Source organism: Rathayibacter sp. VKM Ac-2857, assembly GCF_013205025.1.
Classification (GTDB): domain Bacteria; phylum Actinomycetota; class Actinomycetes; order Actinomycetales; family Microbacteriaceae; genus Rathayibacter.
In genome coordinates this window covers 671,934-694,995 of sequence record NZ_JABMLE010000001.1, presented here as the reverse complement: position 1 = coordinate 694,995, position 23,062 = coordinate 671,934, and the positions used below count along the sequence as shown (strand labels likewise).

Sequence of the window (23,062 nt, the reverse complement as noted above, 5' to 3'; positions counted from 1 at the left end):
GGGATCCGGACCGACGCGCCGGCGTCAGAGCCGGCCGGTGGCCTTCAGCGCGAGGTAGCGGTCGGCCAGGGCGGGCGGCAGCTTCTCCGGCGAGGCGAGCACGACGTCGCCGCCGAGCCGCCGCACGGCCGCGGCGAGCCGGTCCGCGTCGGCGAGCGAGCGCTCCGCGGCCGCGGCCGTGTAGACCGCGCCGCGGTCGCTGCGGTCGGCGGCCATCCGCGCCAGCTCCGGGTCGATCGCGCAGGCGACGACGACGGTGTGCCGCCGGGTGAGCTGGGGCAGGACGGCGAGCAGGCCCTCCGCCGCGCCCACGGAGTCGAGCGCGGTCAGCAGGACGACGAGCGAGCGCTGCGACACCAGGGTGCGCACCTGCCCGGGCACGGCCGACCAGTCGGTCTCGATCAGCTGCGGCTGCACCGGGGCGAGCGCATCGACGACGCGGCTCAGCACCTCGGTGCCGGTCGCGCCGTGGACGCGGGCGCGCCGGGCGCGGTCGAAGGCCAGGACGTCCACGCGGTCGCCGGCCGAGGCGGCCAGCGCAGACAGCAGCAGGGACGCCTCGATCGCGGTGTCCAGGCGCGGCTCGTCCTCGATCCGGGCGGCGGAGGTGCGGCCGCTGTCGAGCACGATCACCACCCGCCGGTCGCGCTCGGGGCGCCAGGTGCGGACCACGGGCTCGCGGCGCCGCGCGGTGGCACGCCAGTCCAGCGAGCGGACGTCGTCGCCGCGGACGTACTCGCGGAGGCTGTCGAACTCGGTGCCCTGGCCGCGGATCATCAGGCTGGTGCGGCCCTCCAGCTCGCGGAGGCGGGCGAGGCGAGAGGGCAGGTGGCGGCGGGAGCGGAACGGCGGCAGCACCCGGACGACCGCGGGCGCGGCGAGCGTGGCCTGCCGGCCGGCCAGCCCGAGGATCCCGTTCGAGCGGATCGTCGCGTGCAGCGCCCGGCGCTCCCCGCGGCGGCGCGGCTCGAGCACGGTGCGGATCGCGCGGCGCTCCCCGGGTGGGAGCCGCAGCGGCGAGCGGGTCGAGAGGGCGCCGGCCGAGGGCTCCCAGGCGTCGCGGACGACGCCGGTGATCCGCCGCCGCCCCGTGTTCGTGATCAGCAGCGTCGCCTCCGCGCGCTCGCCGAGCCGCACCCGGTCGGGCGTCCGCCGCTCCAGCACCACGGCGCGGGCGGAGCCGGCCACGGCCAGGTCGACGCCGACCAGGATCAGCCAGACCAGCAGCCAGAGCCCGAGCACGGCGAAGGCGACCTCGGCCCGGCGCCCGAGCAGGACGACCGGCACGAGGCCGACGAGGAGGACGAGGACGGAGCGTCCGGTGAGGTGCACGGCTCAGACCGGGACGCGGACCTGCTGCAGGATGCCGCCGAGGACGGCCTCCGTGCGCACGCCCTCGAGCTCCGCCTCGGGCTGGAGCTGCATCCGGTGCCGCAGCACCGGCAGCACCATCGCCTGCACGTGGTCGGGAGTGATCGAGCCGTAGCCGTTGAGCCAGGCCCAGGCGCGGCTCGCGGCGAGCAGCGCCGTCGATCCGCGCGGGCTGACGCCGAGCTTCACGCTCGGGCTCTCGCGGGTCGCCCGGGCGAGGTCGACGATGTAGCCGAGCACGTCCGGGCCCGCACCGACCCGGCGGACGGAGGCCTGCGCCGCGCGCAGGCGCCCCGCGTCCAGCACCGGGTGGACGCCGGCAGCGGCGAGGTCGCGCGGGTCGAAGCCCGCCGCGTGGCGTGCGAGCACCTCGACCTCGACGTCCCGCGGCGGCACGTCGAGCACCAGCTTGAGCAGGAAGCGGTCGAGCTGCGCCTCGGGGAGCAGGTAGGTGCCCTCGTACTCGACCGGGTTCTGCGTCGCCGCGACCAGGAAGGGATCGGGGAGGGCGAGGGTCCGGCCGTCGACGCTGACCTGGCGCTCCTCCATCGCCTCGAGCAGCGCGGCCTGCGTCTTCGGCGGGGTGCGGTTGATCTCGTCCGCGAGCAGCAGGTTGGTGAAGACCGGTCCCTCGCGGAAGGCGAAGCCCGAGGTCGAGGCGTCGTAGACGAGGGAGCCGGTGATGTCGCCGGGCATCAGATCGGGGGTGAACTGCACGCGCCGCGTGTCGAGGCCGAGCGAGACCGAGAGCGCGCGCACGAGCAGGGTCTTGGCGACGCCGGGGACGCCCTCGAGCAGGACGTGCCCGCCCGCCAGCAGCGCGATCAGCAGTCCGGAGACGGCGCCGTCCTGGCCGACGACGGCGCGGCCGACCTCGGTGCGGACGCGGTCGAGCTCGCGGCGGAGCTCGTCGTCCGCGATCGGAGGGAGGGAGGAGTCGCTCATCGGAGGGGGCCTTCCGGTCGTTCGTGGTCGGGTCGTGCGGAGTCGGGTCGTGCGGTGTCGCGTCGTGCGGTGTCGCGTCGATCGGTGTCGAGGCGGGGTGCGCGGGCGGCGCGGAGCGCGCTCTCGAAGCGCAGGAGCTCGTCCGAGGCGGCGACGAGCGCCGCGTCGTCGGCGGGCTCGTCGTCGACGAGGAGCCGGCGCAGGGCGCGCGGGTCGCGCTCGAGCAGGGCGGCGGCGCCCGCGACGACCTCGTCGACTCCGCTGGACGGGGCGAGGCCGAGCACGGCGGCGGCGCGGTGCAGCGTGCCGATCCGCAGCGCGTCGAGCGCGCGCACCCGGGTGGCGCCGTGGGCGTAGAGGCGGGCGCGGCCGCGAGCGGTCTCGCTCGCGTGCACGACGACGGGCAGAGGCTCGACGGCGAGCGGCCCGAAGCGCCGGCCGCGCCAGACGGCCGAGGCGGCGAAGACGCCGACGAGGAGCAGCAGCGCCGGCGTGACCCAGCCCGGGGCGAGATCGGCCGGGTCGACGGATGCGGTCGTCGCGTCGGCCGCCCCCGCTCGGTACCAGACCAGCCGGTCCTCGCCGCCGAGGAGGCCGAGCGCGAGGGCGGCGCGCCCCTCCTCGGCGATCGTGCCGTTGCGCAGGAGGTCCGCGTCGCCCACGGCGAGGACGTCCTGACCCGCGGCGGAGGAGTCGGCGACGAGCGCGAAGGCGTCGTCGCCGGACGGGAAGCAGCCCACCGCCCCGCCGTCGAGGACGCGGAAGGTGCTGCCGCCCGCGGGGATCCCGCCGGCGCGCTCCGCGGCGGGCAGCGCGCAGGAGGCGGCGAGCACGCCGTCGTCCTGCGGCGCGCCGGCGAAGGCGACCCCGGGCAGCAGCGCCTCGAGCGCCGCGCCGGTCGGCTCCAGGAGGACGACGGTGCCGGCCTCGTCCGCGAGCCGGGCGTACTGCTCCTCGTCCAGGGCGGACCCCGGGTCGTCGATCAGGAGGGTGCTGCCCGGGCCGAGCGCGCCGAGGGCCTCGTCGAGCCCGTCGGCGCGGACGACGTCGATCCCCTGGTCGCGCAGCACCTGGGCGACCGCGCGGGCGCCGTCCGGTGCCGCGCTGTCGACGTCGAGGTCGTCCGCGGGCACGGGGGAGCCGGTCGCCACGGTCAGCAGCAGCGTGCCCACCGCGACGATCACCGCGAGGAGCGCCCAGACGCGGCCGCGGCGCAGCAGGGCGCCGAGGGTCGGCGACGAGACGGTGTCGGCGGGCGCGGCGGAGCCGGTCGGCGCGGTCATCGGAGGGCCTCGAGCGGCGTCGCCGCGGCCGCGAGCGCGCGGTCGAGCGCGGCGACGCGCTCGTACTCGGCGGGTCCGCAGGGCAGGCCGAGGTAGCGGACCCGGTCGAAGTCGTCCGCCGAGCGCTGGAGCGCGTCGGACGAGGCGGGGAAGACGGCGGCGGCCCGGTGGGAGAAGCCGTGCGCGGTCGTCCCGGGCGAGACGGTCAGGATCGTGCGCTCGTCGAGGGCGCGCACCAGGGCGCGGAACCGCTCCACCAGCGCCTCGTCCCAGTCGCCACGCGCGGCCGCCGCCTCGGCGAGGGCGCGCAGCTCCGCGGCCGAGCGGCCGTCGTCCTCGGCCAGGACCGCTCCGGCCACGCCGCTGCGCCGCCGCAGCCGCGGGCGCCCCGCGATCACGAGCGCCAGCACGACCAGCACCACCAGGACGGCCACGCCGATCACCGCGGCGAACGGCACGCCGACCCCGTCGCTCGGCAGGGTGAGCGAGGTGAACCAGTCGCGCACCGCCTGCACCAGGCGGTCGAACCAGCTCGGCTCCGCGGCGCGGTAGCGCGGATCGGCGAGCTCCTCCAGGAGCAGGCGCCGGGCCTCCTCGGCGTCGGGGTCGAGCGGAGCCGCGGCGAGGACAAGCCGGATCACGGCGCGGTCCGCTGCGGCGCGGGGAAGGGATCGGGGGAGTCGCGCCCGGCCGCGCGCTCCTCGACGTGGCGGAGCAGCACGAGGTCGAAGCCCTCGCGCCGGATCCGGCGATCGAGGTAGACCAGCCCGGTGACGGCCGACTGCAGCACCGTGCCCACGGCGCCGACGACCAGGCCGACGGCGACCGAGAGGAGGGCGACCACGACCGAGGCGACGATCTGCGCGTTCGGATCGGTCGGCGCGATCAGTGCCCCGCCGATCGGGATCAGCAGGCTGAACGGCGTCGAGACGACCTGGCCGGCCGCCTGGATGATGACCGCCATCAGGACGAGCGCGCCGAACGTCCGCCAGAACCCGCCGGTCACGAGGCGCCAGGAGCGCGCGACGGCCCGGCGCAGCGGGAGCCGCTCGATCACCAGCAGGCTCGGCACCAGCGCGAGCTTCGTCGCGAGCCAGACCCCGACCGCGGTCGCGGCGAGGCCGGCGAGCACCAGCACCAGGATCCCGCCGATCACCGCGCTCGTCCCCGCGTCCTGCCCGCCGAGGAGGAAGAGGGGCACCGAGAGCGCCGCCGCGGCGAGCACCAGCACCAGGACGCCGACGCCCTGCAGGACCGTCCAGCCCACCAGTGCCCAGAAGCGCCCGCGGAGCCGGCCCAGCAGTGCGCGGAGCGTCGGCCGCTCGCCGAGGACGGCGCGCGACACCTCCAGCACGACGACGCCCTGGACGAGCGCTCCGGTCGCGAGGGTGACGGCGAGCGGGATCAGCGCGGCGAGCACGACGATCGCGAGCGATCCCGCGCCGACGGCGTCGCGGTCGGCGATCTCGGCCTGGGTCACCCGGCCGACCGCCAGGACCGCGATGACGCCGTAGATCAGGAGGGCGAGCACCGAGCCGACCCCCTGCACGAGCAGCGCGACGCCGAGTGTGGTGCGCGGGCTCCGGCGGAGCACGGCGAACGGAGCGCCGAGCAGGGTGCCGAAGCCGAGCGGCCGCAGCGGGATGAGCCCCGGCTTGGGCGGGGGAGTCCAGCCCTGCGGTGCCGCCGGGCCACCGGGCCCCGCGAGCGGCGCCCAGGAGACGGGAGCGACAGGAGAGGGGGAGAAGACGGGTGCGATCGGCGCCACCGGCGGCCGCGCGTCGGCGCCCTCCGGAGCCCCGGCGGGCGGTGGCCACTGAGCTGCGTCGGTCATCCCTCCCATGCTGTCACAGCCCCGCCCGGGCCCGCCGGTCCCGGCGCGGCGGCGCTCCCACCCGCGTCGGTTAGCCTGAGGCCCATGAGCGCGCGAATCCTGGTGGTCGACGACGATGCGGCCCTGGCCGAGATGATCGGCATCGTCCTGCGCGCGGAGGACTGGGACGTCTCCTTCTGCGCCGACGGCACGGGGGCCCTCGAGGCCTTCCGCCGGGCCCGGCCCGACCTCGTCCTGCTCGACCTGATGCTGCCCGGCATCGACGGCATCGAGGTCTGCCGCCGGATCCGCGCCGAGTCCGGCGTCCCGATCATCATGCTGACCGCCAAGTCCGACACCTCCGACGTCGTGCAGGGCCTCGAGTCCGGCGCGGACGACTACATGGTCAAGCCGTTCGACCCCAAGGAGCTGGTCGCGCGGATCAAGACGCGTCTGCGCCCCTCCCAGGTCGCCGCCAACGCCGTGCTGCAGGTCGGCGATCTCAGCCTCGACGTCGCCGGGCACGAGGTCCGCCGCGGCGAGACCCGCATCGGCCTGACGCCGCTCGAGTTCGACCTCCTCCTGGCGCTCGCCTCGAAGCCGCAGCAGGTCTTCACCCGCGAGATGCTGCTCGAGCAGGTCTGGGGCTACCACTACAAGGCCGACACCCGGCTCGTGAACGTCCATGTGCAGCGCCTGCGCGCGAAGGTCGAGAAGGACCCGGACGACCCGCGGATCGTGATGACCGTGCGCGGCGTCGGCTACCGCGCCGGCTCCGTCCTCTCGAGCTGACGTGAGCCTCACCCGCCGCTTCCGGATGCCGTCGGTCCGGCGCTGGCCGCGGAGGGTGCTCCGCGCCTGGCGGAGCTCGCTGCAGTTCCGCGCCGTCGCGATCACGGTGCTGCTCAGCGGCATCGCGATCGGCTCGACGGGCGCGTACCTCTCGTACAGCATCAGCGACAACCTCTTCCAGTCGCGGCTGAACCAGGTCACCGGCGACACCTCGCGGGCGACCCGCGCCGCCCAGGGCTACCTCGACGCGGCGACCGTCTCGACCCGCCAGGACATGGAGGAGGTGATGAACTCGGTGCGCACCGCGGTGCGCGACGCCTCCTCCTCCGCGCTCATCGCCGTGGTGCGCGCCCCGGACCAGGAGGCCTCCTCGCTCGCCCCGCAGGACAGCTACAACCGCGATCTGCAGAACGGCGTGATCAGCGACGACCTCCGCGAGCGCGTGCAGGCCGGCGCGGACGGGCAGTACTGGCAGTCGGTCACCCTCGGCACCGCCGGGCAGCAGCTCCCGGGCATCGTCGTCGGCTCGACGATCGAGCTGCCGAGCTCCGCCGGGCGCTACGAGCTCTACATCGGCTACTCGCTCGCGGACGCGGAGCGCACGCTGCAGTTCGTCCAGCAGGTGCTCAACGTCGCCGGCATCCTGCTGATCCTCCTGATCGGCGCGGTCAGCTGGGTCGTGGTGCGGATCGTGGTCGCCCCCGTGCGGGTGGCGGCGGAGACCAGCCAGCGCCTCGCCGCCGGCGACTTCGACGTGCGCATCCCCGAGAAGGGTCAGGACGTGATCGCGACCCTCGCCCGCTCGTTCAACGGCATGGCCGACAGCCTCCAGGAGCAGATCAGCGAGCTCGCGACGCTCAGCCGCGTGCAGCAGCGCTTCGTCTCGGACGTCTCGCACGAGCTGCGCACCCCGCTGACCACGATGAAGCTCGCGGGCGACGTGCTCTACGACCAGCGCGAGGGCTTCCCGCCGGTCGCCGAGCGGACCGTCGAGCTGCTGCACGGCCAGATCGGCCGCTTCGAGAGCCTCCTCGCCGACCTGCTCGAGATCTCGCGCCACGACGCCGGCTCGGCCGAGCTCGAGCTCGAGCCGGTGAACCTCGTGCGGCTCGCCGGCGAGGAGATGGAGGGGATGCGGGGCATCGCCGAGGCGAACGGCTCGCGGCTGACGCTCTCCGCCCCCGGCGGCTACTTCGACGCCGAAATGGACGCCCGGCGGATCCGCCGCATCGTGCGGAACCTGCTCGGCAACGCGATCGAGCACGGCGACGGCCGCGAGATCGTGGTCACCGTCGACAGCAACGCGACGGCGGTGGCGCTCGCCGTCCGCGACTACGGTCACGGGATGAGCTCCGAGGAGGTGGTCCGCGTGTTCGACCGCTTCTGGCGCGCCGACCCGTCGCGCCGCCGCACCCTCGGCGGCACCGGGCTCGGCCTCTCGATCGCGCAGGAGGACACGGCGCTGCACCACGGCTGGCTGCAGGTCTGGTCGATGCCCGGCCGCGGCGCCTGCTTCCGGCTCACCGTCCCGCGCCGCCGCGGCGAGCGGATCGACGCCTCGCCGCTCCCGCTGCCGCCCGTCGACGCCGGCGAGCAGGAGTTCACCGGCCCGATCGTCCTGCCGCCGCTGCCGATGCCGCCCGTCGACGGCGTCCCCGAGCACGGGGTCGTCTCGTGAGGCGCCTGCGGTCCGCCCTGGCGGCTGTCCTGCTGCTGGCCGCCGTGGTCGGCTGCGCGGGCATCCCGCGCGGCGGCGACGTCGGCGTCGGGCAGCCCGACACCGCGCCGCAGGACCTGCAGTACGACTTCCTCCCCTCCGGCCCCGCCGAGGGCGCCGACCAGCTCGAGATCCTCACCGGCTTCATCGACGCCGCGTCCAGCCCGCAGAACAACTACAAGATCGCCCGCGAGTTCCTCTCCACCGGAGCCGACTGGACGCCGAGCGAGCACGTCACCGTCGACGAGGGCCAGCGCTCCTCGACCCAGCCGGGCGCCTCGACGCTCTCGCTGACGATCACGCCGGTGGCCGAGGTCGATGCGACCGGTGTCTACTCCGAGGTCGCGACCACCGCCGCGCTCGAGCTCGACTACGGCTTCGTGCAGGAGAACGGCGAGTGGCGCATCAGCGCGCCGCCCAGCGGCGTCGTCATCGACCGGACCACCTTCGAGCAGGTCTTCTCCACCTACGCGCTCTACTTCTTCGACCCGAGCTACAGCTACCTCGTGCCGGACCTGCGCTGGTTCGCCTCGCGGGCCGACAGCTCCACGAGCACCACGATCGTCACGGAGCTGCTGCGCGGGCCGACGCCCTGGCTCCGCGACTCGTCCGCCGTCGTCTCGGCCTTCCCGACCGGGACGGCGCTCGCCGCCGAGACGGTGCCGGTCGAGGCGCAGCGGGCCGTCGTCGACCTGAACTCCGCGGCGCTCGAGGCCGACGAGCGGCAGTGGCGCCGGATGGCCCTCCAGCTCGGCCGGAGCCTGGCCAACGTCTCCAACGTCACCGGAGTGTCCCTCTCGGTGCAGCAGAACCCGATCGAGGTCCCGAGCGAGGTCACCGGCCTGCCGACCTCGCCGCGGGTGGACACCCGGCCGCTGGTGCTGACGGACGGCGAGTTCGGCTTCCTCGGCTCCTCGGGGCTCGCCGAGACCGGCGTGTCCGAGCGGATCGCCGCGCTCGAGCCCCGGGCCGCGGTGCTGGGGGAGCAGCGGGGTGCCGACTCGAGCGCGTCCGCGGCCGTCCTCACGGGGGCCGGCGTCTCTCTGGTGACCCCCGGTGCCGACGACGTGCTGCTCGACGCCCGGAGCGGTCTCGCCGCCCCCGGGATGGACCCCTTCGGCTACGTCTGGTCGGTGCCCACCGCCGCGCCGAACCAGCTCGTCGCCTACTCGTCCGACGGATCGAGATCGCTCCAGGTCGCCACGGCCTGGCCGGAGATCGAGTCGATCGCCTCGTTCGCGCTCTCGCGCGACGGCACGCGCATGCTCGCGCTCGCGCAGGACGGGCAGCAGGCGACGGTGCTCGTCGCCGGGGTCACCCGCTCGGCCAACGGCGATCCGATCGCGATCGGCGAGCCCGTCGTGCTCCGCTCGACCCTCGGCACCGCGATCACCGCCGCCTGGACCGACGAGCTCGACGTGGTCTCGGTCGTGCGCGGCTCCACGGGCGAGGACACCGTGACGATGAACCAGCTCGGCGGAGGGGACACCCCGCTCGGCACGACGACCGGCACCGTGCAGATCGCGGCCGGCAACGCCTCGACGCAGATCCGGATCCTCGCGGAGGGCGGCGAGCTGCGCCAGCAGCGCGGCTCGGCCTGGCAGACCGTCGCGACGGGCATCGGGCTTCTCGCGACGCAGACCGGCATGGGGTCCTGACACCGGGCACACTCGCCCGATGCTGCGCGATCACCTCCTCGACGCCCTCGCCGTGCTGCTGCCGGTGGACTGCCCGGCCTGCGAGCTGCCGGCGACGCGGGTGCCCTGCCCGGGCTGCGCGTCGGCGCTCGCAGCGGAGGCCCGGCCGGACGTGCGCCGGCTGCGCCCGGACGACGACCCGCTCGACGTGCTCGTCGGCGCGGAGTACTCCGGCACGGTGCGCCGCCTCGTCCTCGCGCTCAAGGCGGAGGGGCGGGTCGCCGCGGCGCGACCGCTCGGCGCGCTGCTGCGGCCCGTCCTGCTCCAGGCGCTCGACGGCGCTCCAGCGCTGCTGGTCGCACCGCCCCGCTCGCGGCTGCGGCATCTGCGGCGCGGCTTCGACCCCGTCGACCTGCTGGTGCGCGCGGCCGGCGGGCGCCCCACCCGGCCGCTCGCGCGGACCCGGCTCGCCCTCGACCAGGTGGGCCTCGCCCGGGCCGAGCGGCGCGCGAACCTCGACGGCGCGTTCCGCGCCAGGCGTCCGCTGGACGGCGAGCGGATCCTGCTCGTCGACGACGTGGTCACCTCGGGCGCCACGCTGCTCGAGCTGCGCCGGGCCGTCCGCGCGGGCGGGGGAGCGGTGGCCGGCGCCGTCGCGCTCGCGGGCACTCCGCGGCGGGGGAGCGCGTCTTCCTGATGAACTCCCGATGACGATCGGACGACCACGGGTCTACGCTCGGTGGACGGCGTGAACGGTCCGCCCGGAGAAAGGCGGCACGCCGTACTCGACTGGGAGGTTGTCATGGACATCGACATCACAGGCCGCAACATGGGCATCACCGATCGCTTCCGCGCCTACGCGACGGAGAAGTCGGAGAAGATCGCCCACCTCGCCGACCGGGCGCTCGCGCTCGAGATCAAGGCGAGCCGTCACAGCGAGGGCAAGGGCGCCGCCGCCGGCGACCGGGTCGAGCTCACGCTGATCGGCAAGGGGCCCGTCGTCCGGGCCGAGGCGAGCGGCGCGGACAAGTACGCCGCCTTCGACGTGGCGCTCGGGCGCCTGCTCGAACGGGTGCGGCGCGCCAAGGACCGCAAGAAGGTGCATCGGGGCCAGCATCGGCCGACGTCGCTGCGCGACGCGGCGGCCGACGACTTCAGCGTCGTCGCGATCCAGCCGGCCGACGCCGCGGTGCTCGAGCGCCTGAGCACGGGCGTGATCCCCGTGCAGGAGGAGCCGGCGCCGGTCGACTCCGCTGCGGACGAGGACGACGCGGAGGAGCCGTACTGCCCCGTCGTCATCCGTACGAAGGTCTTCCCCTCCGTCTCGATGAGCGTCGACGACGCCGTCGACTACATGGAGCTGGTCGGTCACGACTTCTACCTGTTCATCGACGCCGACACCGACCGCCCGAGCGTCGTCTACCGCCGCAAGGGCTGGGACTACGGCGTGATCGGCCTCGGCGACGAGGCCGACGCGCAGTCGGAGGCCGCGGCGGTGTGATCCCACCGTCCTCGTGACGGAGAGCCCCCGGCGGATTCCGCCGGAGGTTCTTCGCGCCCTGTCGGACCGCGCACAGCCCGCCCCGGCTAGTGTGGAGCAGTCCGCGCTGTGCCGTCGGGCACCTGTCTTCTACGTTTTGGAGTACCCCGTGGCCTCAGTTCTCGAAAAGGTCCTTCGCGTCGGGGAGGGCCGGGTCCTCCGCCGCCTCGAGAACTACGCGAAAGCCGTCAACGCCCTCGAAGAGGACTTCACGCACCTCAGCGACGAGGAGCTGAAGAACGAGACCGTCGAGCTGCGCGAGCGCTACTCGAACGGCGAGTCGCTCGACGACCTGCTGCCGGAGGCCTTCGCCGCCGTCCGCGAGGCGTCGCGCCGCACGCTCGGCCTCCGCCACTTCGACGTCCAGCTGATGGGCGGCGCCGCGCTGCACCTCGGCAACATCGCCGAGATGAAGACCGGCGAGGGCAAGACCCTCGTCGCGACCCTGCCGGCGTACCTCAACGCCATCGCGAGCCGCGGCGTGCACATCGTCACGGTCAACGACTTCCTCGCGAACTACCAGTCCGAGCTGATGGGCCGCGTGTTCCGCGCCCTCGGCATGACGACCGGCGTCATCCTCTCCGGTCAGACCCCGGAGCAGCGCCGCGAGCAGTACGCGGCCGACATCACCTACGGCACGAACAACGAGTTTGGCTTCGACTACCTCCGCGACAACATGGCCTGGCAGGCGCAGGACATGGTCCAGCGCGGTCACTTCTTCGCCGTGGTCGACGAGGTCGACTCGATCCTCATCGACGAGGCGCGCACCCCGCTGATCATCTCCGGCCCCGCCTCGGGCGAGGCCAACCGCTGGTTCGCCGAGTTCGCGGGCCTCGCCAAGCGCCTGGTCGAGGGCGAGGACTACGAGGTCGACGAGAAGAAGCGCACCGTCGGCGTGCTCGAGCCCGGCATCGAGAAGGTCGAGGACTACCTCGGCATCGACAACCTCTACGAGTCCGCGAACACCCCGCTGATCTCGTTCCTCAACAACTCGATCAAGGCCCGCGCCCTGTTCAAGAAGGACAAGGACTACGTCGTCCTCAACGGCGAGGTGATGATCGTCGACGAGCACACCGGCCGCATCCTGGCCGGCCGCCGCTACAACGAGGGCATCCACCAGGCGATCGAGGCGAAGGAGGGCGTGCAGGTCAAGGCCGAGAACCAGACCCTCGCGACCGTCACGCTGCAGAACTACTTCCGCCTCTACGGCAAGCTCTCCGGTATGACCGGAACGGCCGAGACCGAGGCCGCCGAGTTCATGTCGACCTACAAGCTCGGCGTCGTCTCCATCCCGACCAACCGCAAGATGCAGCGCATCGACAACGCCGACCTCGTCTACAAGAACGAGCAGGTCAAGTTCGAGCAGGTCGTCGAGGACATCGTCGAGCGCCACGCGGCGGGCCAGCCCGTCCTCGTCGGCACGACCAGCGTCGAGAAGAGCGAGTACCTCTCCCGCCTGCTCGCCAAGAAGGGCGTGCGCCACGAGGTGCTGAACGCCAAGAACCACGCGCGGGAGGCGGCGATCGTCGCCCAGGCCGGCCGCCTCGGCGCCGTCACCGTCGCCACCAACATGGCCGGCCGCGGCACCGACATCATGCTCGGCGGCAACGCCGAGTTCCTCGCCGTCACCGAGATGTCGACCAAGGGCCTCAGCCCGGTCGACACCCCCGACGACTACGAGGCCGCCTGGGACGACGTGTTCGCCGGCGTCAAGTCGAAGGTCGCCGAGGAGGCCGAGAAGGTCCAGGCCGCCGGCGGCCTCTACGTGCTCGGCACCGAGCGCCACGAGTCGCGCCGCATCGACAACCAGCTCCGCGGCCGCTCCGGCCGCCAGGGCGACCCGGGCGAGAGCCGCTTCTACCTCTCGCTCACCGACGACCTGATGCGCCTGTTCAACTCCGGCGCCGCGGAGGCCCTGATGGGCCGCGGCAACGTGCCGGACGACATGGCGATCGAGTCCAAGGTCGTCTCGCGCGCCATCCGCAGCGCTCAGTCGCAGGTCGAGGCGCGCAACGCCGAGATCCGCAAGAACGTCCTCAAGTACGACGACGTCCTCAACCGCCAGCGCGAGGCGATCTACTCCGACCGCCGCCACATCCTCGAGGGCGACGACCTGCACGAGCGCACCCAGAAGTTCCTCGTCGACGTGATCGACGAGATCCTCGAGGTGCACACCGGCGAGGGCAACGGCGACGACTGGGACTTCGACGCGCTCTGGACCGAGCTGAAGACGCTCTACCCGGTCAGCCTGTCGATCGACGAGGTCGTGCAGGAGGCCGGCAGCCGCGGCCGGATCAACAAGGAGTTCATGCGCCGCGAGATCCTCTCGGACGCGAAGCTCGCCTATCAGGGCCGCGAGGAGCAGCTCGGTGCGCCCGCCATGCGCGAGCTCGAGCGCCGCGTCGTCCTCTCGGTGATCGACCGCCGCTGGCGCGACCACCTCTACGAGATGGACTACCTCAAGGACGGCATCGGCCTGCGCGCGATGGCCCAGCGCGACCCGCTGGTCGAGTACCAGCGCGAGGGCTTCACGCTCTTCCAGCAGATGATGGGCCAGATCCGCGAGGAGACCGTCGGCTTCCTCTTCAACCTCGAGGTCGAGGTCACCCAGAAGCAGGGCGAGGTCGCCGGTGTCGCCGCGAAGGGCCTCTCCGAGCCGGTCGCCCCGGTCGAGAAGCTCAGCTACTCCGCGCCGAGCGACTCGGGCGGCGTCGAGGTCCGCGACCAGCGCGGCCGCGTGCAGCAGGCGGCGACGGCCAAGGCCAGCGCCGCGGCGGCCCGCGAGGCGCGCCCGCAGGACGCGGAGGACGCCTCGACCACCGGCGCCTTCGGCCAGCAGACACCCGCCTCGGACGACGAGACGCCGAACAACCGCCAGGAGCGCCGCGCGCAGTCCAAGCGCCGCTGATCCAGCGCCGACCACACACGACGAAGGCCCCGGCCCCGCTCAGGCGGGGAGCGGGGCCTTCGCCGTCGGCGGGGCCGGTCAGGCGCGGGAGCGCACGAGCGCCGAGACGAAGCCGCCGGCGAAGGCGTCGCCGAGGCCGATCGTGGTGGGGCGGTCGGTCTCGAGGACGAGGCCGGGGGTGCAGACCGCCGGCAGCCGCGCCTCGACAGCGGCGCAGACCGCGACGCCGCCGGGCTGCGCCGGCAGCTGGGCGACGCGGTCGTAGTCGGCGGCGATGATGCCGTCGCCGAGCAGGTAGCGGGTGCTCGCCATCGTGACTCCGCCGAGGAGCGCCGCGCGGAACCGCTCGGCCTCTGCTCCGACGGCCGCCGACCAGTGCCGGGTGTGCACCACGAGCACGGGGCCGGGGAGCAGCGCCGCCGCGGTCGCCAGCGCCTCGACCACCGCGTCCGGGTCGAGCAGGTCGAGTCGGTGCCCGAGCAGCGCCTGCAGCTCGTCCTCGTTCATGCTGACGACGTCGACGCAGCCGAGCAGGGCCGAGCGGGCCCGGTCCTGCAGGGCGGGGAGGTGGAACCCCGCGTCCTCGTAGACGACGTCGGCCGAGGCGGGCAGCGCCGCGAGGTGGCGCCGCAGCGTCTCGAGCCGCTCCGCCAGCACCGACTCGTCCTGGATGCTGTTGAAGCCCGAGACGAGGAAGACGCCCGCGTCGGCGAGCACGCCGCCGAGCCCCTCCGCCAGCAGCAGCTCCCGGTTGGGCGGATCGTTCGCGAAGATCACGCGGTTGGGATGCGGAGCCACCAGCAGGCGGTCGTCGAGCCGGACCCGGGCGCCGGGCGGGAACTGCACGATCAGGTGCGGGTCGGTGCTGTCCGCGGTCGCGCTCGAGACGTACTCGGTGCCCGGGGGCAGGAGCCGGCGGACGTGGTCGTCGATGCTCACCAGGTGCTGGGTGGCGGCGAGGCCGTGCACGGCGAGCGCGTAGCCGGCCCGCACCCCCGTCCCGCCGAGGGTGATCCGCCGGGGGAAACGCTGCGCGAACTCCTCGACGATGCGGGAGGAGGAGGCGAATCTCTCCCCTCCCGCACCGTCGACGAGGAACGCGAGGAGCGCCACGAGGAGCTCGCGCTCGGTGGTCACCGGCGCCGTCCTCGTCAGCTCGGCCGTGCGGATCCCGTAGTCGTCCGCGAGCGCCTGGACGACGTCGTCGTCCCAGTCGATCTCGTAGTCGACGGTCCCGCCCAGGCCGAGCACGATCCTCTCGTTCATCTCGTGCGCCGGTTCTAGTAGAGCTCGGCCTTGCCGGCGGAGCCGAACAGGTCGATCTTCTCGGCGGCCGTCTCCTTCATCGCGGCGATGGAGGGCGGCTGGATGGTGTTCGGCTCGCGGACAGACGGGTCGGCGAGCACCTCCCGCATCTTGTTGTGGTACGAGGCCTTGATGTCGCTGGAGATGTTGATCTTGTTGACGCCGCGCTTCACCGACTCCGCGATCTCGGCGTCGGGGTTGTTCGACCCGCCGTGCAGGACCAGCGGCACGGAGACGCGCTTCTTGATCTCGGCGAGCAGGTCGAGCTTGAGCGCCGGTTTCATCGACGCCGGGTACAGGCCGTGGCTGGTGCCGATGGCGATGGCGAGGCTGTCGACCCCGGTGGAGGCGACGAAGTCGACCGCCTCGTCGGGCTCGGTGTAGATGATGTTCGCGGCGCCGTCCTCCGCCTCGTTGTCGGTCTTGCCGATGGTGCCCAGCTCGCCCTCGACCGAGACGCCGACGGCGTGCGCGGCGTCGACGACGCGCTTGGTGATCGCGACGTTCTCGTCGTAGGGGAGCATCGAGCCGTCGATCATGACCGAGGTGAAGCCCGACTTGATCGCGAGCAGCACCTGCTCGTAGGTGCCGCCGTGGTCGAGGTGGATGGTCACCGGGACGCTGGAGCGGTGGGCGCGGGCGATGATCGCGTGCAGGATGTCCACTCCGGTGTGGCTCAGCTCGTCGGGGTGGATCGCGATGAGCAGGGGCGAGGCCTTCTCCTCGCTGATCTCGAAGAGGCCGTTCATCATGGCGTAGTCGCTGACGTTGAACGCGGGGACGGCGAAGCCGTTCGCATTGGCGACGTCGAGCAGGTCTTTTCCGGAAACAAGCATTCTCTGACTGTCCTTCTCGTGGTGGTGGTGGTGTTCCGGACGCGCGGACGCGCGCCTCAGCTCTTGACGGCCCCGGCGGTCATGCCGCCGATGAAGTACCGCTGGAAGAAGAGGAAGAGGAGGAGGACGGGAACGCATCCGAGGATGCTCATCGCCATCATCTCGTTCCACTCGTAGGAGTTCTGGCCCATGAGCAGCTGGATGCCGATCGGCACCGTGCGCATGTCGTCGGTGCGGGTCAGGGTGAGCGCGAAGAGGTACTCGTTCCACGCGATCATGAAGGTGTAGACGCCGACCGAGACGATCCCGGGGATCGCGATCGGCACCAGGATCCGCCAGAGCACCGTCATCGGGCCGGCCCCGTCCATCCGCGCCGCCTCGTCGAGATCGCGGGGGAGGGTGTTGAAGTAGCCGGTCAGCATGATGATCGCGTAGGGCAGCGTGAAGACCAGATAGGTGAGGATCAGCCCCTGGTAGGTGTTGTAGAGCCGCAGTGTCACCATCAATCCGAAGAACGGGATCAGCAGGGTGATCGGCGGCACCGCCTGCACGCTGACGATGATGATGTTGATCGGGCGCTTGAAGCGGAACTCGTAGCGGCTGAACGCGTAGGACGCGAGGATCGCGACGACCAGCGTCAGCGCCACGACCGCGAGGGCGACGACGTAGCTGTTGATGAAGAAGCGGACCTTGGTCAGGTCGCCCAGGATCCCGGCGTAGGCCGCGAACGAGAACGTGTCCGTGATCAGCCGGGGCGGGTACTCGAAGATCTCGGTGTTCGACTTGAACGAGCTGGCGGCCATCCAGACGATCGGCAGGCCCGCGAAGGCGGCGCCGATCAGGAGGAGGACCCAGACCCCGGCCTTCGCAGCGAGGAGCCGCGGCGTGCGGACGGCCGGGCGGGTGGCGGTGGCGGTCACGTCAGTCCCTGGCTTTCTGGTTCCGCACGTAGAAGAACGCGAGGACCATGGTGAGGAGGAGGATCAGGACGGCGCTCGCCGAGGCCACCGAGAACTCGTAGCGGCTGAACGCGAGCTTGTAGGTGTAGGTGCTGAGCATCTCGGTCGCGTCGATCGGGCCGCCGCCGGTCGTCATCCAGATCAGCGCGAACTGCTGCGAGGTCCAGATGATGTCCAGGACCGACATGCTGATGATGATCGGCTTGAGCTGCGGGATCGTGACGTTCCAGAAGCGCTGCCAGGCGCTCGCTCCGTCGACCTTCGCCGCCTCGTAGAGGTCGTGCGGGATGCCCTGCAGACCCGCCAGGAGCGTGATCATGTAGAACGAGTAGCCCGCCCAGATGTTGATGAAGGTCACCGAGAGCAGCGCGGTCGCGGGGGAGGCGAGCCACTCGATGCCCTTGTCGGTCAGCCCGAGCGAGATCAGCGCGTAGTTGATCACGCCGTTCGGGTTCAGCAGCAGCCGCCAGAGCACCGCGATGATCGCGACGGTGAACAGCCACGGCAGGACGTAGATCACACGGAAGAGCGACTTGGCGACGGTCGGCACGAGCGGCGAGTTGAGCAGCATCGCGAAGCCGAGGCCGAGCACCAGGTGGGCGGCGACGCTGACGCCGACGAAGACGATCGTGTTGCCGGTCGCCGTGCGGAACTTCGGATCTCCCAGGACCTCGAGGTAGTTCGCGAGGCCGACGAAGGCGGGCTTCGGGTTCGTGATGACGTTGTCGAAGAACGAGTACCCGATCACCAGCAGGACCGGCACGAGCATCAGGACGAGCATCACGATCGCCGTGGGGGACAGGTAGAGGTAGGGCGCGAGGTCGCGGCGCTTCCGGCGCGGCGCACCGGCGGGGGCGGGGCTGCCGGCGGCGGGACGCTGCGGCGTGCTCAGCAGTGCGACCACGACGGTCCTCCTTGGATCGGGGGTGGGGTGAGGGGCGATCGCGCCGCGGGAGAGGACTCCCGCGGCGCGATCGGGGACGGACGCGTCACGGCTCAGAACTCGCCGAGCCAGGCTTCCTGGGACTTCTCCAGCGCCTCGTCGACGCTCTGGTCGCCGTTGAGGGCGGCCTGCAGCTGCTCGTCGAAGTCGCGCATCAGCTGCTCCGCAACGGGCAGGCCGACGAACTCGTTCGCCGGGTAGCCGGCCGAGTAGATGTCGAAGGCCTCCTGGTACAGCGGGTCGCTGTCCGAGAAGTCCGGCGTCGATGCGGTGTTGCCGGGGAAGGCGTTCGCCAGCGTGGACAGCTTCGAGTTCGTGTCGGCGCTCATCAGGAAGGAGACGAGCTTCGCGGCCTCGGCCGGGTGCTCGCTGCTGGCCGAGACCCCGATGCCCCAGGAGGCGAAGGGGATGCCGCGCTCGCCGCTGAAGCCGTCCTCGGCCGGGATGGCCGAGATGCTGAACTTCAGGTCGGGGTTGGACTCGCGGATGGTGGCGATGTGCGAGAGGGAGTCGATCATCATGCCGACGCGGCCGTTCGTGAACTCCTCGACCTTGTCCTGCTCCTTCATCGTCGCGGCGCCGGGGGCGATCACGCCGTCGGCGTCGAGCTGCGCGATGTAGTCGACCGCGCTGGTGACGGCGTCGTTGGTGAGGTCGGGCTTGCCGTCGTCGAGCATGCTGCCGCCGGACGCCCAGACCCAGGACATGACGTCGTTCTGGATCCCGTTGGGCGCGTCGCTCGAGAGCGGGAGCACCCAGCCGCTGGTGTTGTCGCCGAGCGCCGTGATCGCCTTGGCCGCGGTCTCGAACTCGCTGCGGGTCGAGGGGGGAGCGCTGACGCCCGCCTCGGAGAGCAGGGCGTCGTTGGTGAAGAGCGGGTAGACGAAGTTGACGACGGGGACCATGGCGGTCTTGCCGTCGACGACGACGGTCGAGGAGAGCTGGCTCTCGTCGAAGCCGGCGTCGGAGAGCAGCGGGCCGAGGTCGGCCAGCGCGCCCTGCTTGGCGAAGTCGCTGATCCAGGCGCCGTCGAGCCCGACGACGTCGGACATCGTGCCGGCCGCGGCGCCGGCGAAGAGCTGCTCCTTGGTCGAGGCGTACGGACCGCTGAGGAGGTCGACCGTGATGCCGGGGTTCGCGGCCTCGAAGTCGTCCATCAGGCCCCGGAGGGCGCCGTCCGAGAGCTCGGGCTCCCACCACTGCGCGAATTCGAGGGTGACGTCTCCGCCTGCCGCGGAATCGCCGCCACCCTGGCTGCAGCCGGTCAGCATCGTCGCGGCGAACGCCGCGCTGACGGTGAAGACGACGGCTCTCTTGATGCGAGCACCTTTGCTCATGTCACTCCCTGCAACTCTGCAGTTATCTGCTGTTGTGTGCGCATTCTTGCGCTTGTGTTCTGCGAATGTACCTGCCGGTGCGTGGACATGCAAGAACCGGCAGGAAATTGCCGAGTTGTGCGACAAACGCGGCCCAGATCGCACGAAAGACCGCCTTCCAGGCGCGAGGAGTTGCAGCATCCTGCACGGCGGTGTTAGACAACCCCCATGCCCGACACCGACGACGCCCCCTCCGCGAACGACGCTCCGCTCCGTCTGCCGGCCGGCCGGAAGGCCGATCTGGCGGCCTACGTCGCCGAGGCGGGCGAGGTCACGGTGACCACGCTGGCCCGCCGCTTCGCCGTCTCGGCCGACACCGTCCGGCGCGATCTCGACCAGCTCGACGCCGACGGCTACCTGGTCCGCACGCACGGCGGCGCGGTGAGCCTCGCCGTGATGCCCGCCACCGAGAAGCGCCTGGACGTGCGCCTCGGCATCCAGCGCGGCGCGAAGGAGAAGATCGGCGCGCTCGCCGCGGGCCTCGTCGACAACGGGGCCGTGGTGATGCTCAACGCCGGCACCACCTCGCTCGCCGTCGTCCGGCACCTCAACGACCACCGCGAGCTGACGATCGCGACGAACAACCTGCGCGTCCCCGCCGAGATCGGCTCGAAGACCTGCCGCGACCTCTTCGTCTTCGGCGGTGCCGTGCGGCTGGGCGGCCAGTCGACGGTCGGGCCGGTGGGCTTCGCGGTCGCGGAGCAGGGCGCCGCCGTCGATCTGCACTGCGACATCGGCCTGATCTCCGTCGGCGCCGTGTCGGCCGAGAACGGCTACTCCACCAGCAACCTGGCCGAGGGCGTGATGATGAGCGAGATGATCGCGCGCTGCGAGCGCGTGGCGATCCTGGCCGACCAGACCAAGTTCGGCCGCACCCTCTTCGCGCAGGTGGCGGAGCTCGGCCGGGCCGACTATCTCGTCACGGACGCGCCGCCGCCGCCGGAGCTCGAGGAGGCGCTTCGGGAGAAGGGCGTGCGCGTGGTGCTGCCGCCGGTGGCCGCCGCGCGCGAGCGCTGATCGCCGAGCCGACCCGCACGCGCTGACCGCCGTCACAGCACGTTGATCGCGGTCGCGCGCCAGCGGGCGTCGGTGCCCTCCAGCCGGATGGCGACCGCGCGGGTGCGCACACGGTTGTGCACGAGGACGACGGCCTCCACGATCCCGTCCCGCGGCTCCGTGACGACGACCCGGCCGACCGTGAACGGGATGCGCTGCGTCGAGCGGCCCTTGACGCTCCGAGCGCGGGCGGCCATCACCACCCGCTTCTGCAGGTGCCGGTAGACGTCGTCACTCAGCCAGCGCGCGAGCTGGTCGATCTCCCGCGAGCCGCCCAGGACCTCGACCACCAGCAGCGTCAGGCAGTGGAGGATCGGCTCGGGATCGGGCAGCTCCGCCCGGGTCGCCGGCTGGGGCGCGAAGAACGCCGCGGTCGGCGTCGCGGCGACGGCGGCGCCGGCCTCGAGCGGCAGGGTGCGGTAATCGAACGCATTGGTGGGATGCATCATGCGGCGTGCTCCAAAGGCAGGACGAGCGACTCACGGTTCGGGTCACCTCTCGGCTCGGAAGGTGCGGATCGTGCCGGGGTGGGCGCGACGGGGTGCCCTCATCGAAGCAGTCGAGCCATGCTCACGTCGGGTCGAGAGCCGGTCTGTGGATAACCGGGCGCGGGGCACCGCAGGTGCGGTGCGCGCGACGACGGCACCTAGGCTTGTCGGGTGTCGACCCTCAGTGATCTCGTCCTCTCCCACGGCCGCTCCACGGACGCGGACGTCGAATGGCTGCACCTCCTGGTCGGCGATCTGCAGCTGCTCGCCGACCTCGCCTTCGCGGACATCGTGCTGTGGGTGCCGACGGCGGAGGGCGGCTTCGTCGCCGTCGCGCACGCCCGGCCCTCGAGCGCGGCGACGCTCTTCTACCGCGACTTCGTCGGGCAGAAGATCAAGGCGGAGTGGCGCGCCCAGGTCGCCGAGGCCTTCGAGAGCGCCCGCATCGTCGACACCTCCGCGCCGGACTGGTTCGAGGAGACCCCGACCCGCGTGCGCGCCGTGCCCGTCATCCGGCGCCTCGGCGGCTCCGACGCCGGGACCACGGACCAGCCGATCGCGGTCGTGACCCGGCACACCAACCTCAGCGAGACGCGGACCCCCAGCCGCCAGGAGCTGACCTTCAACGACTGCGCGAACGACCTCTTCTCGATGATCGCCTCGGGCGACTTCCCGGACCTCGGCGCGCCGACCGGCCCGCGTCGCGGCGCCCCGCGCGCCTCCGACGGCCTGATCCGCCTCGACGTCGACGGCATCACCACCTTCGCCAGCCCCAACGCGCTCTCGGCCTTCAACCGGATCGGCTTCGCGGAGGAGCTCGAGGGCGAGTCGCTCGCCGAGGTCACCACGGGACTCGTCGCCGGCAAGGTCGTCATCGACGAGTCGCTGCCGCTGGTCGTCACCGGCCGGGCGCCCTGGCGCACCGACATCGAGGCGCGCGGCGTCACCGTCTCGCTGCGCGCGATCCCGATCCGCGACCGGGGCGAGCGCGTCGGCGCCGTCGTGCTCTGCCGCGACGTGACCGAGCTCCGCCACCAGGAGCGGGAGCTCATCACCAAGGACGCGACGATCCGCGAGATCCACCACCGGGTGAAGAACAACCTGCAGACGGTCGCCTCGCTGCTGCGGATCCAGGCCCGGCGCACCCACTCCGATCTCGCCCGCGAGGCTCTGACGCAGGCCATGCGCCGCGTCGCCGCGATCGCGGTCGTGCACGACACTCTCTCCGAGGGGCTCGCGCAGAACGTCGACTTCGACGCGGTGTTCGACCGCGTGCTGCTGCTGATCGCCGAGGTCGCCTCGACGCACAACACCACGGTGCACCCCACCTTCACCGGCAGCTTCGGCGATCTGCCGAGCGAGTACGCGACTCCGCTCGCCCTCGCGCTGACCGAGCTCGTCACCAACGCCGTCGAGCACGGTCTGGCGGGCCGCGAGGGCGACGTCGAGATCGTCGCGACCCGCGGCGACGACGAGCTGACCGTCAAGGTGCGCGACACCGGCGTCGGACTGCCGGAGGGGAAGGTCGGCTCGGGCCTCGGCACGCAGATCGTGCGCACCCTGATCCAGGGCGAGCTCGGCGGGACGATCGACTGGCACACGCTGGTCGGCCGCGGCACCGAGGTCACCATCGAAGTACCGCTGCGCTGGCTCAAGGGCCCGCGGGTCTGATCCGCGCGGGTCCGGCTCCCGCTCGGTGTCCCCGGGGACGACGCGACCCCCGCTGCCGAGGGCGAGCGGGGGTCGAGGTGGTGCGGGTGCCGGCTGGTGCCGGCGCCGAGCGCTACGAGGCGCGGCGGGCGCGGGCGGCGCGGCGCTTGAGGGCGCGGCGCTCGTCCTCGCTGAGGCCGCCCCAGACGCCCGAGTCCTGACCGGTCTCGAGGGCGTACTGGAGGCAGACCTCCGTGACGGTGCAGCGACCGCAGACCGTCTTCGCCTTCTCGATCTGGTCGACGGCGGGTCCGGTGTTGCCGACCGGGAAGAAAAGCTCGGGGTCAGCGGTGAGGCAAGCGGCCTTGTCGCGCCAGTCCATGCAGGTGCTCCTTGTGTGACAGCGTGCGTGGAGGAACCACGCAGTGTTCGGGTGGGATGAT

The 23,062-nt window shown here is 72.4% G+C and carries 20 protein-coding genes; 8 read left to right on the top strand and 12 right to left on the bottom strand.

Annotated elements, in window-relative coordinates; translation table 11 throughout:
• Positions 1-24 precede the first annotated feature (24 nt).
• Genes HQQ86_RS03115 through HQQ86_RS03095 form a run of 5 tightly spaced genes read right to left on the bottom strand, consistent with a single transcriptional unit; the run spans position 25 to position 5,433 of the window.
• Entirely contained in the window at positions 25-1,332 is a 1,308-nt protein-coding gene (locus HQQ86_RS03115; RefSeq protein WP_173286376.1) for a DUF58 domain-containing protein, read from the bottom strand.
• Between the two features lie 3 nt (positions 1,333-1,335).
• Positions 1,336-2,316, bottom strand: coding sequence for a MoxR family ATPase (locus HQQ86_RS03110; protein ID WP_173286374.1), 981 nt, complete (start codon positions 2,314-2,316; stop codon positions 1,336-1,338).
• Entirely contained in the window at positions 2,313-3,599 is a 1,287-nt protein-coding gene (locus HQQ86_RS03105) for a DUF4350 domain-containing protein (RefSeq protein ID WP_173286372.1), read from the bottom strand. The genes HQQ86_RS03110 and HQQ86_RS03105 overlap by 4 nt, the downstream gene beginning before the upstream one ends.
• Positions 3,596-4,240, bottom strand: coding sequence for a DUF4129 domain-containing protein (locus tag HQQ86_RS03100; RefSeq protein ID WP_173286370.1), 645 nt, complete (start codon positions 4,238-4,240; stop codon positions 3,596-3,598). Before HQQ86_RS03100 ends, HQQ86_RS03105 begins: the two co-directional genes overlap by 4 nt.
• A complete protein-coding gene (locus HQQ86_RS03095; RefSeq protein WP_173286368.1) occupies positions 4,237-5,433 on the bottom strand; it encodes a hypothetical protein in 1,197 nt (398 codons plus the stop codon). The genes HQQ86_RS03100 and HQQ86_RS03095 overlap by 4 nt, the downstream gene beginning before the upstream one ends.
• A gap of 84 nt (positions 5,434-5,517) precedes the next feature.
• On the opposite strand from HQQ86_RS03095, the gene mtrA reads away from it, so the two are divergent.
• The 6 genes from mtrA (at position 5,518) to secA (ending at position 14,006) form a co-directional block, all read left to right on the top strand.
• On the top strand, positions 5,518-6,204 hold the full coding sequence (gene mtrA, locus HQQ86_RS03090) for an MtrAB system response regulator MtrA (protein WP_160088143.1): 687 nt from the start codon (positions 5,518-5,520) through the stop codon (positions 6,202-6,204).
• A 1-nt stretch (position 6,205) separates the two neighbouring features.
• Positions 6,206-7,882 carry an MtrAB system histidine kinase MtrB gene (gene mtrB, locus HQQ86_RS03085; protein ID WP_367948534.1) on the top strand — a complete coding sequence of 559 codons (1,677 nt, stop codon included), beginning with the start codon at positions 6,206-6,208 and terminating at the stop codon, positions 7,880-7,882.
• A complete protein-coding gene (locus HQQ86_RS03080) occupies positions 7,879-9,579 on the top strand; it encodes a GerMN domain-containing protein (RefSeq protein WP_173286365.1) in 1,701 nt (566 codons plus the stop codon). Before mtrB ends, HQQ86_RS03080 begins: the two co-directional genes overlap by 4 nt.
• A gap of 19 nt (positions 9,580-9,598) precedes the next feature.
• Entirely contained in the window at positions 9,599-10,255 is a 657-nt protein-coding gene (locus HQQ86_RS03075) for a ComF family protein (protein WP_173286363.1), read from the top strand.
• A 105-nt stretch (positions 10,256-10,360) separates the two neighbouring features.
• Positions 10,361-11,059, top strand: a complete 699-nt coding sequence (gene raiA / locus HQQ86_RS03070) for a ribosome-associated translation inhibitor RaiA (RefSeq protein ID WP_173286361.1) — start codon at positions 10,361-10,363, stop codon at positions 11,057-11,059.
• A 148-nt stretch (positions 11,060-11,207) separates the two neighbouring features.
• Positions 11,208-14,006 carry a preprotein translocase subunit SecA gene (secA, locus tag HQQ86_RS03065; protein ID WP_173286359.1) on the top strand — a complete coding sequence of 933 codons (2,799 nt, stop codon included), beginning with the start codon at positions 11,208-11,210 and terminating at the stop codon, positions 14,004-14,006.
• Between the two features lie 78 nt (positions 14,007-14,084).
• Here secA and HQQ86_RS03060 read toward each other — a convergent pair whose 3' ends face one another.
• From HQQ86_RS03060 to HQQ86_RS03040, 5 genes are all read right to left on the bottom strand, one after another.
• Complete coding sequence (locus HQQ86_RS03060) at positions 14,085-15,272, bottom strand: ADP-dependent glucokinase/phosphofructokinase (protein ID WP_173286357.1); 1,188 nt, start codon at positions 15,270-15,272, stop codon at positions 14,085-14,087.
• Positions 15,273-15,286: 14 nt separating this feature from the next.
• Positions 15,287-16,147, bottom strand: coding sequence for a ketose-bisphosphate aldolase (locus tag HQQ86_RS03055; RefSeq protein ID WP_173286355.1), 861 nt, complete (start codon positions 16,145-16,147; stop codon positions 15,287-15,289).
• 56 nt (positions 16,148-16,203) lie between these two features.
• A complete protein-coding gene (locus HQQ86_RS03050) occupies positions 16,204-17,067 on the bottom strand; it encodes a carbohydrate ABC transporter permease (protein ID WP_367948533.1) in 864 nt (287 codons plus the stop codon).
• 1 nt (position 17,068) lies between these two features.
• Positions 17,069-18,010 (bottom strand): carbohydrate ABC transporter permease, encoded by a 942-nt coding sequence (locus tag HQQ86_RS03045; protein ID WP_367948532.1) that lies wholly within the window; start codon positions 18,008-18,010, stop codon positions 17,069-17,071.
• A 92-nt stretch (positions 18,011-18,102) separates the two neighbouring features.
• On the bottom strand, positions 18,103-19,386 hold the full coding sequence (locus tag HQQ86_RS03040; protein WP_173286353.1) for a sugar ABC transporter substrate-binding protein: 1,284 nt from the start codon (positions 19,384-19,386) through the stop codon (positions 18,103-18,105).
• A gap of 207 nt (positions 19,387-19,593) precedes the next feature.
• On the opposite strand from HQQ86_RS03040, the gene HQQ86_RS03035 reads away from it, so the two are divergent.
• Positions 19,594-20,442, top strand: coding sequence for a DeoR/GlpR family DNA-binding transcription regulator (locus HQQ86_RS03035; RefSeq protein ID WP_173286351.1), 849 nt, complete (start codon positions 19,594-19,596; stop codon positions 20,440-20,442).
• A 32-nt stretch (positions 20,443-20,474) separates the two neighbouring features.
• Here HQQ86_RS03035 and HQQ86_RS03030 read toward each other — a convergent pair whose 3' ends face one another.
• Complete coding sequence (locus HQQ86_RS03030; protein ID WP_254071775.1) at positions 20,475-20,930, bottom strand: Rv3235 family protein; 456 nt, start codon at positions 20,928-20,930, stop codon at positions 20,475-20,477.
• A gap of 210 nt (positions 20,931-21,140) precedes the next feature.
• On the opposite strand from HQQ86_RS03030, the gene HQQ86_RS03025 reads away from it, so the two are divergent.
• A complete protein-coding gene (locus tag HQQ86_RS03025) occupies positions 21,141-22,640 on the top strand; it encodes a PAS domain-containing sensor histidine kinase (RefSeq protein WP_173286349.1) in 1,500 nt (499 codons plus the stop codon).
• Between the two features lie 112 nt (positions 22,641-22,752).
• Here the strand turns inward: HQQ86_RS03025 and HQQ86_RS03020 are convergent, their stop codons facing one another.
• Positions 22,753-23,001 (bottom strand): WhiB family transcriptional regulator, encoded by a 249-nt coding sequence (locus HQQ86_RS03020; protein WP_056045195.1) that lies wholly within the window; start codon positions 22,999-23,001, stop codon positions 22,753-22,755.
• Positions 23,002-23,062: the final 61 nt, after the last annotated feature.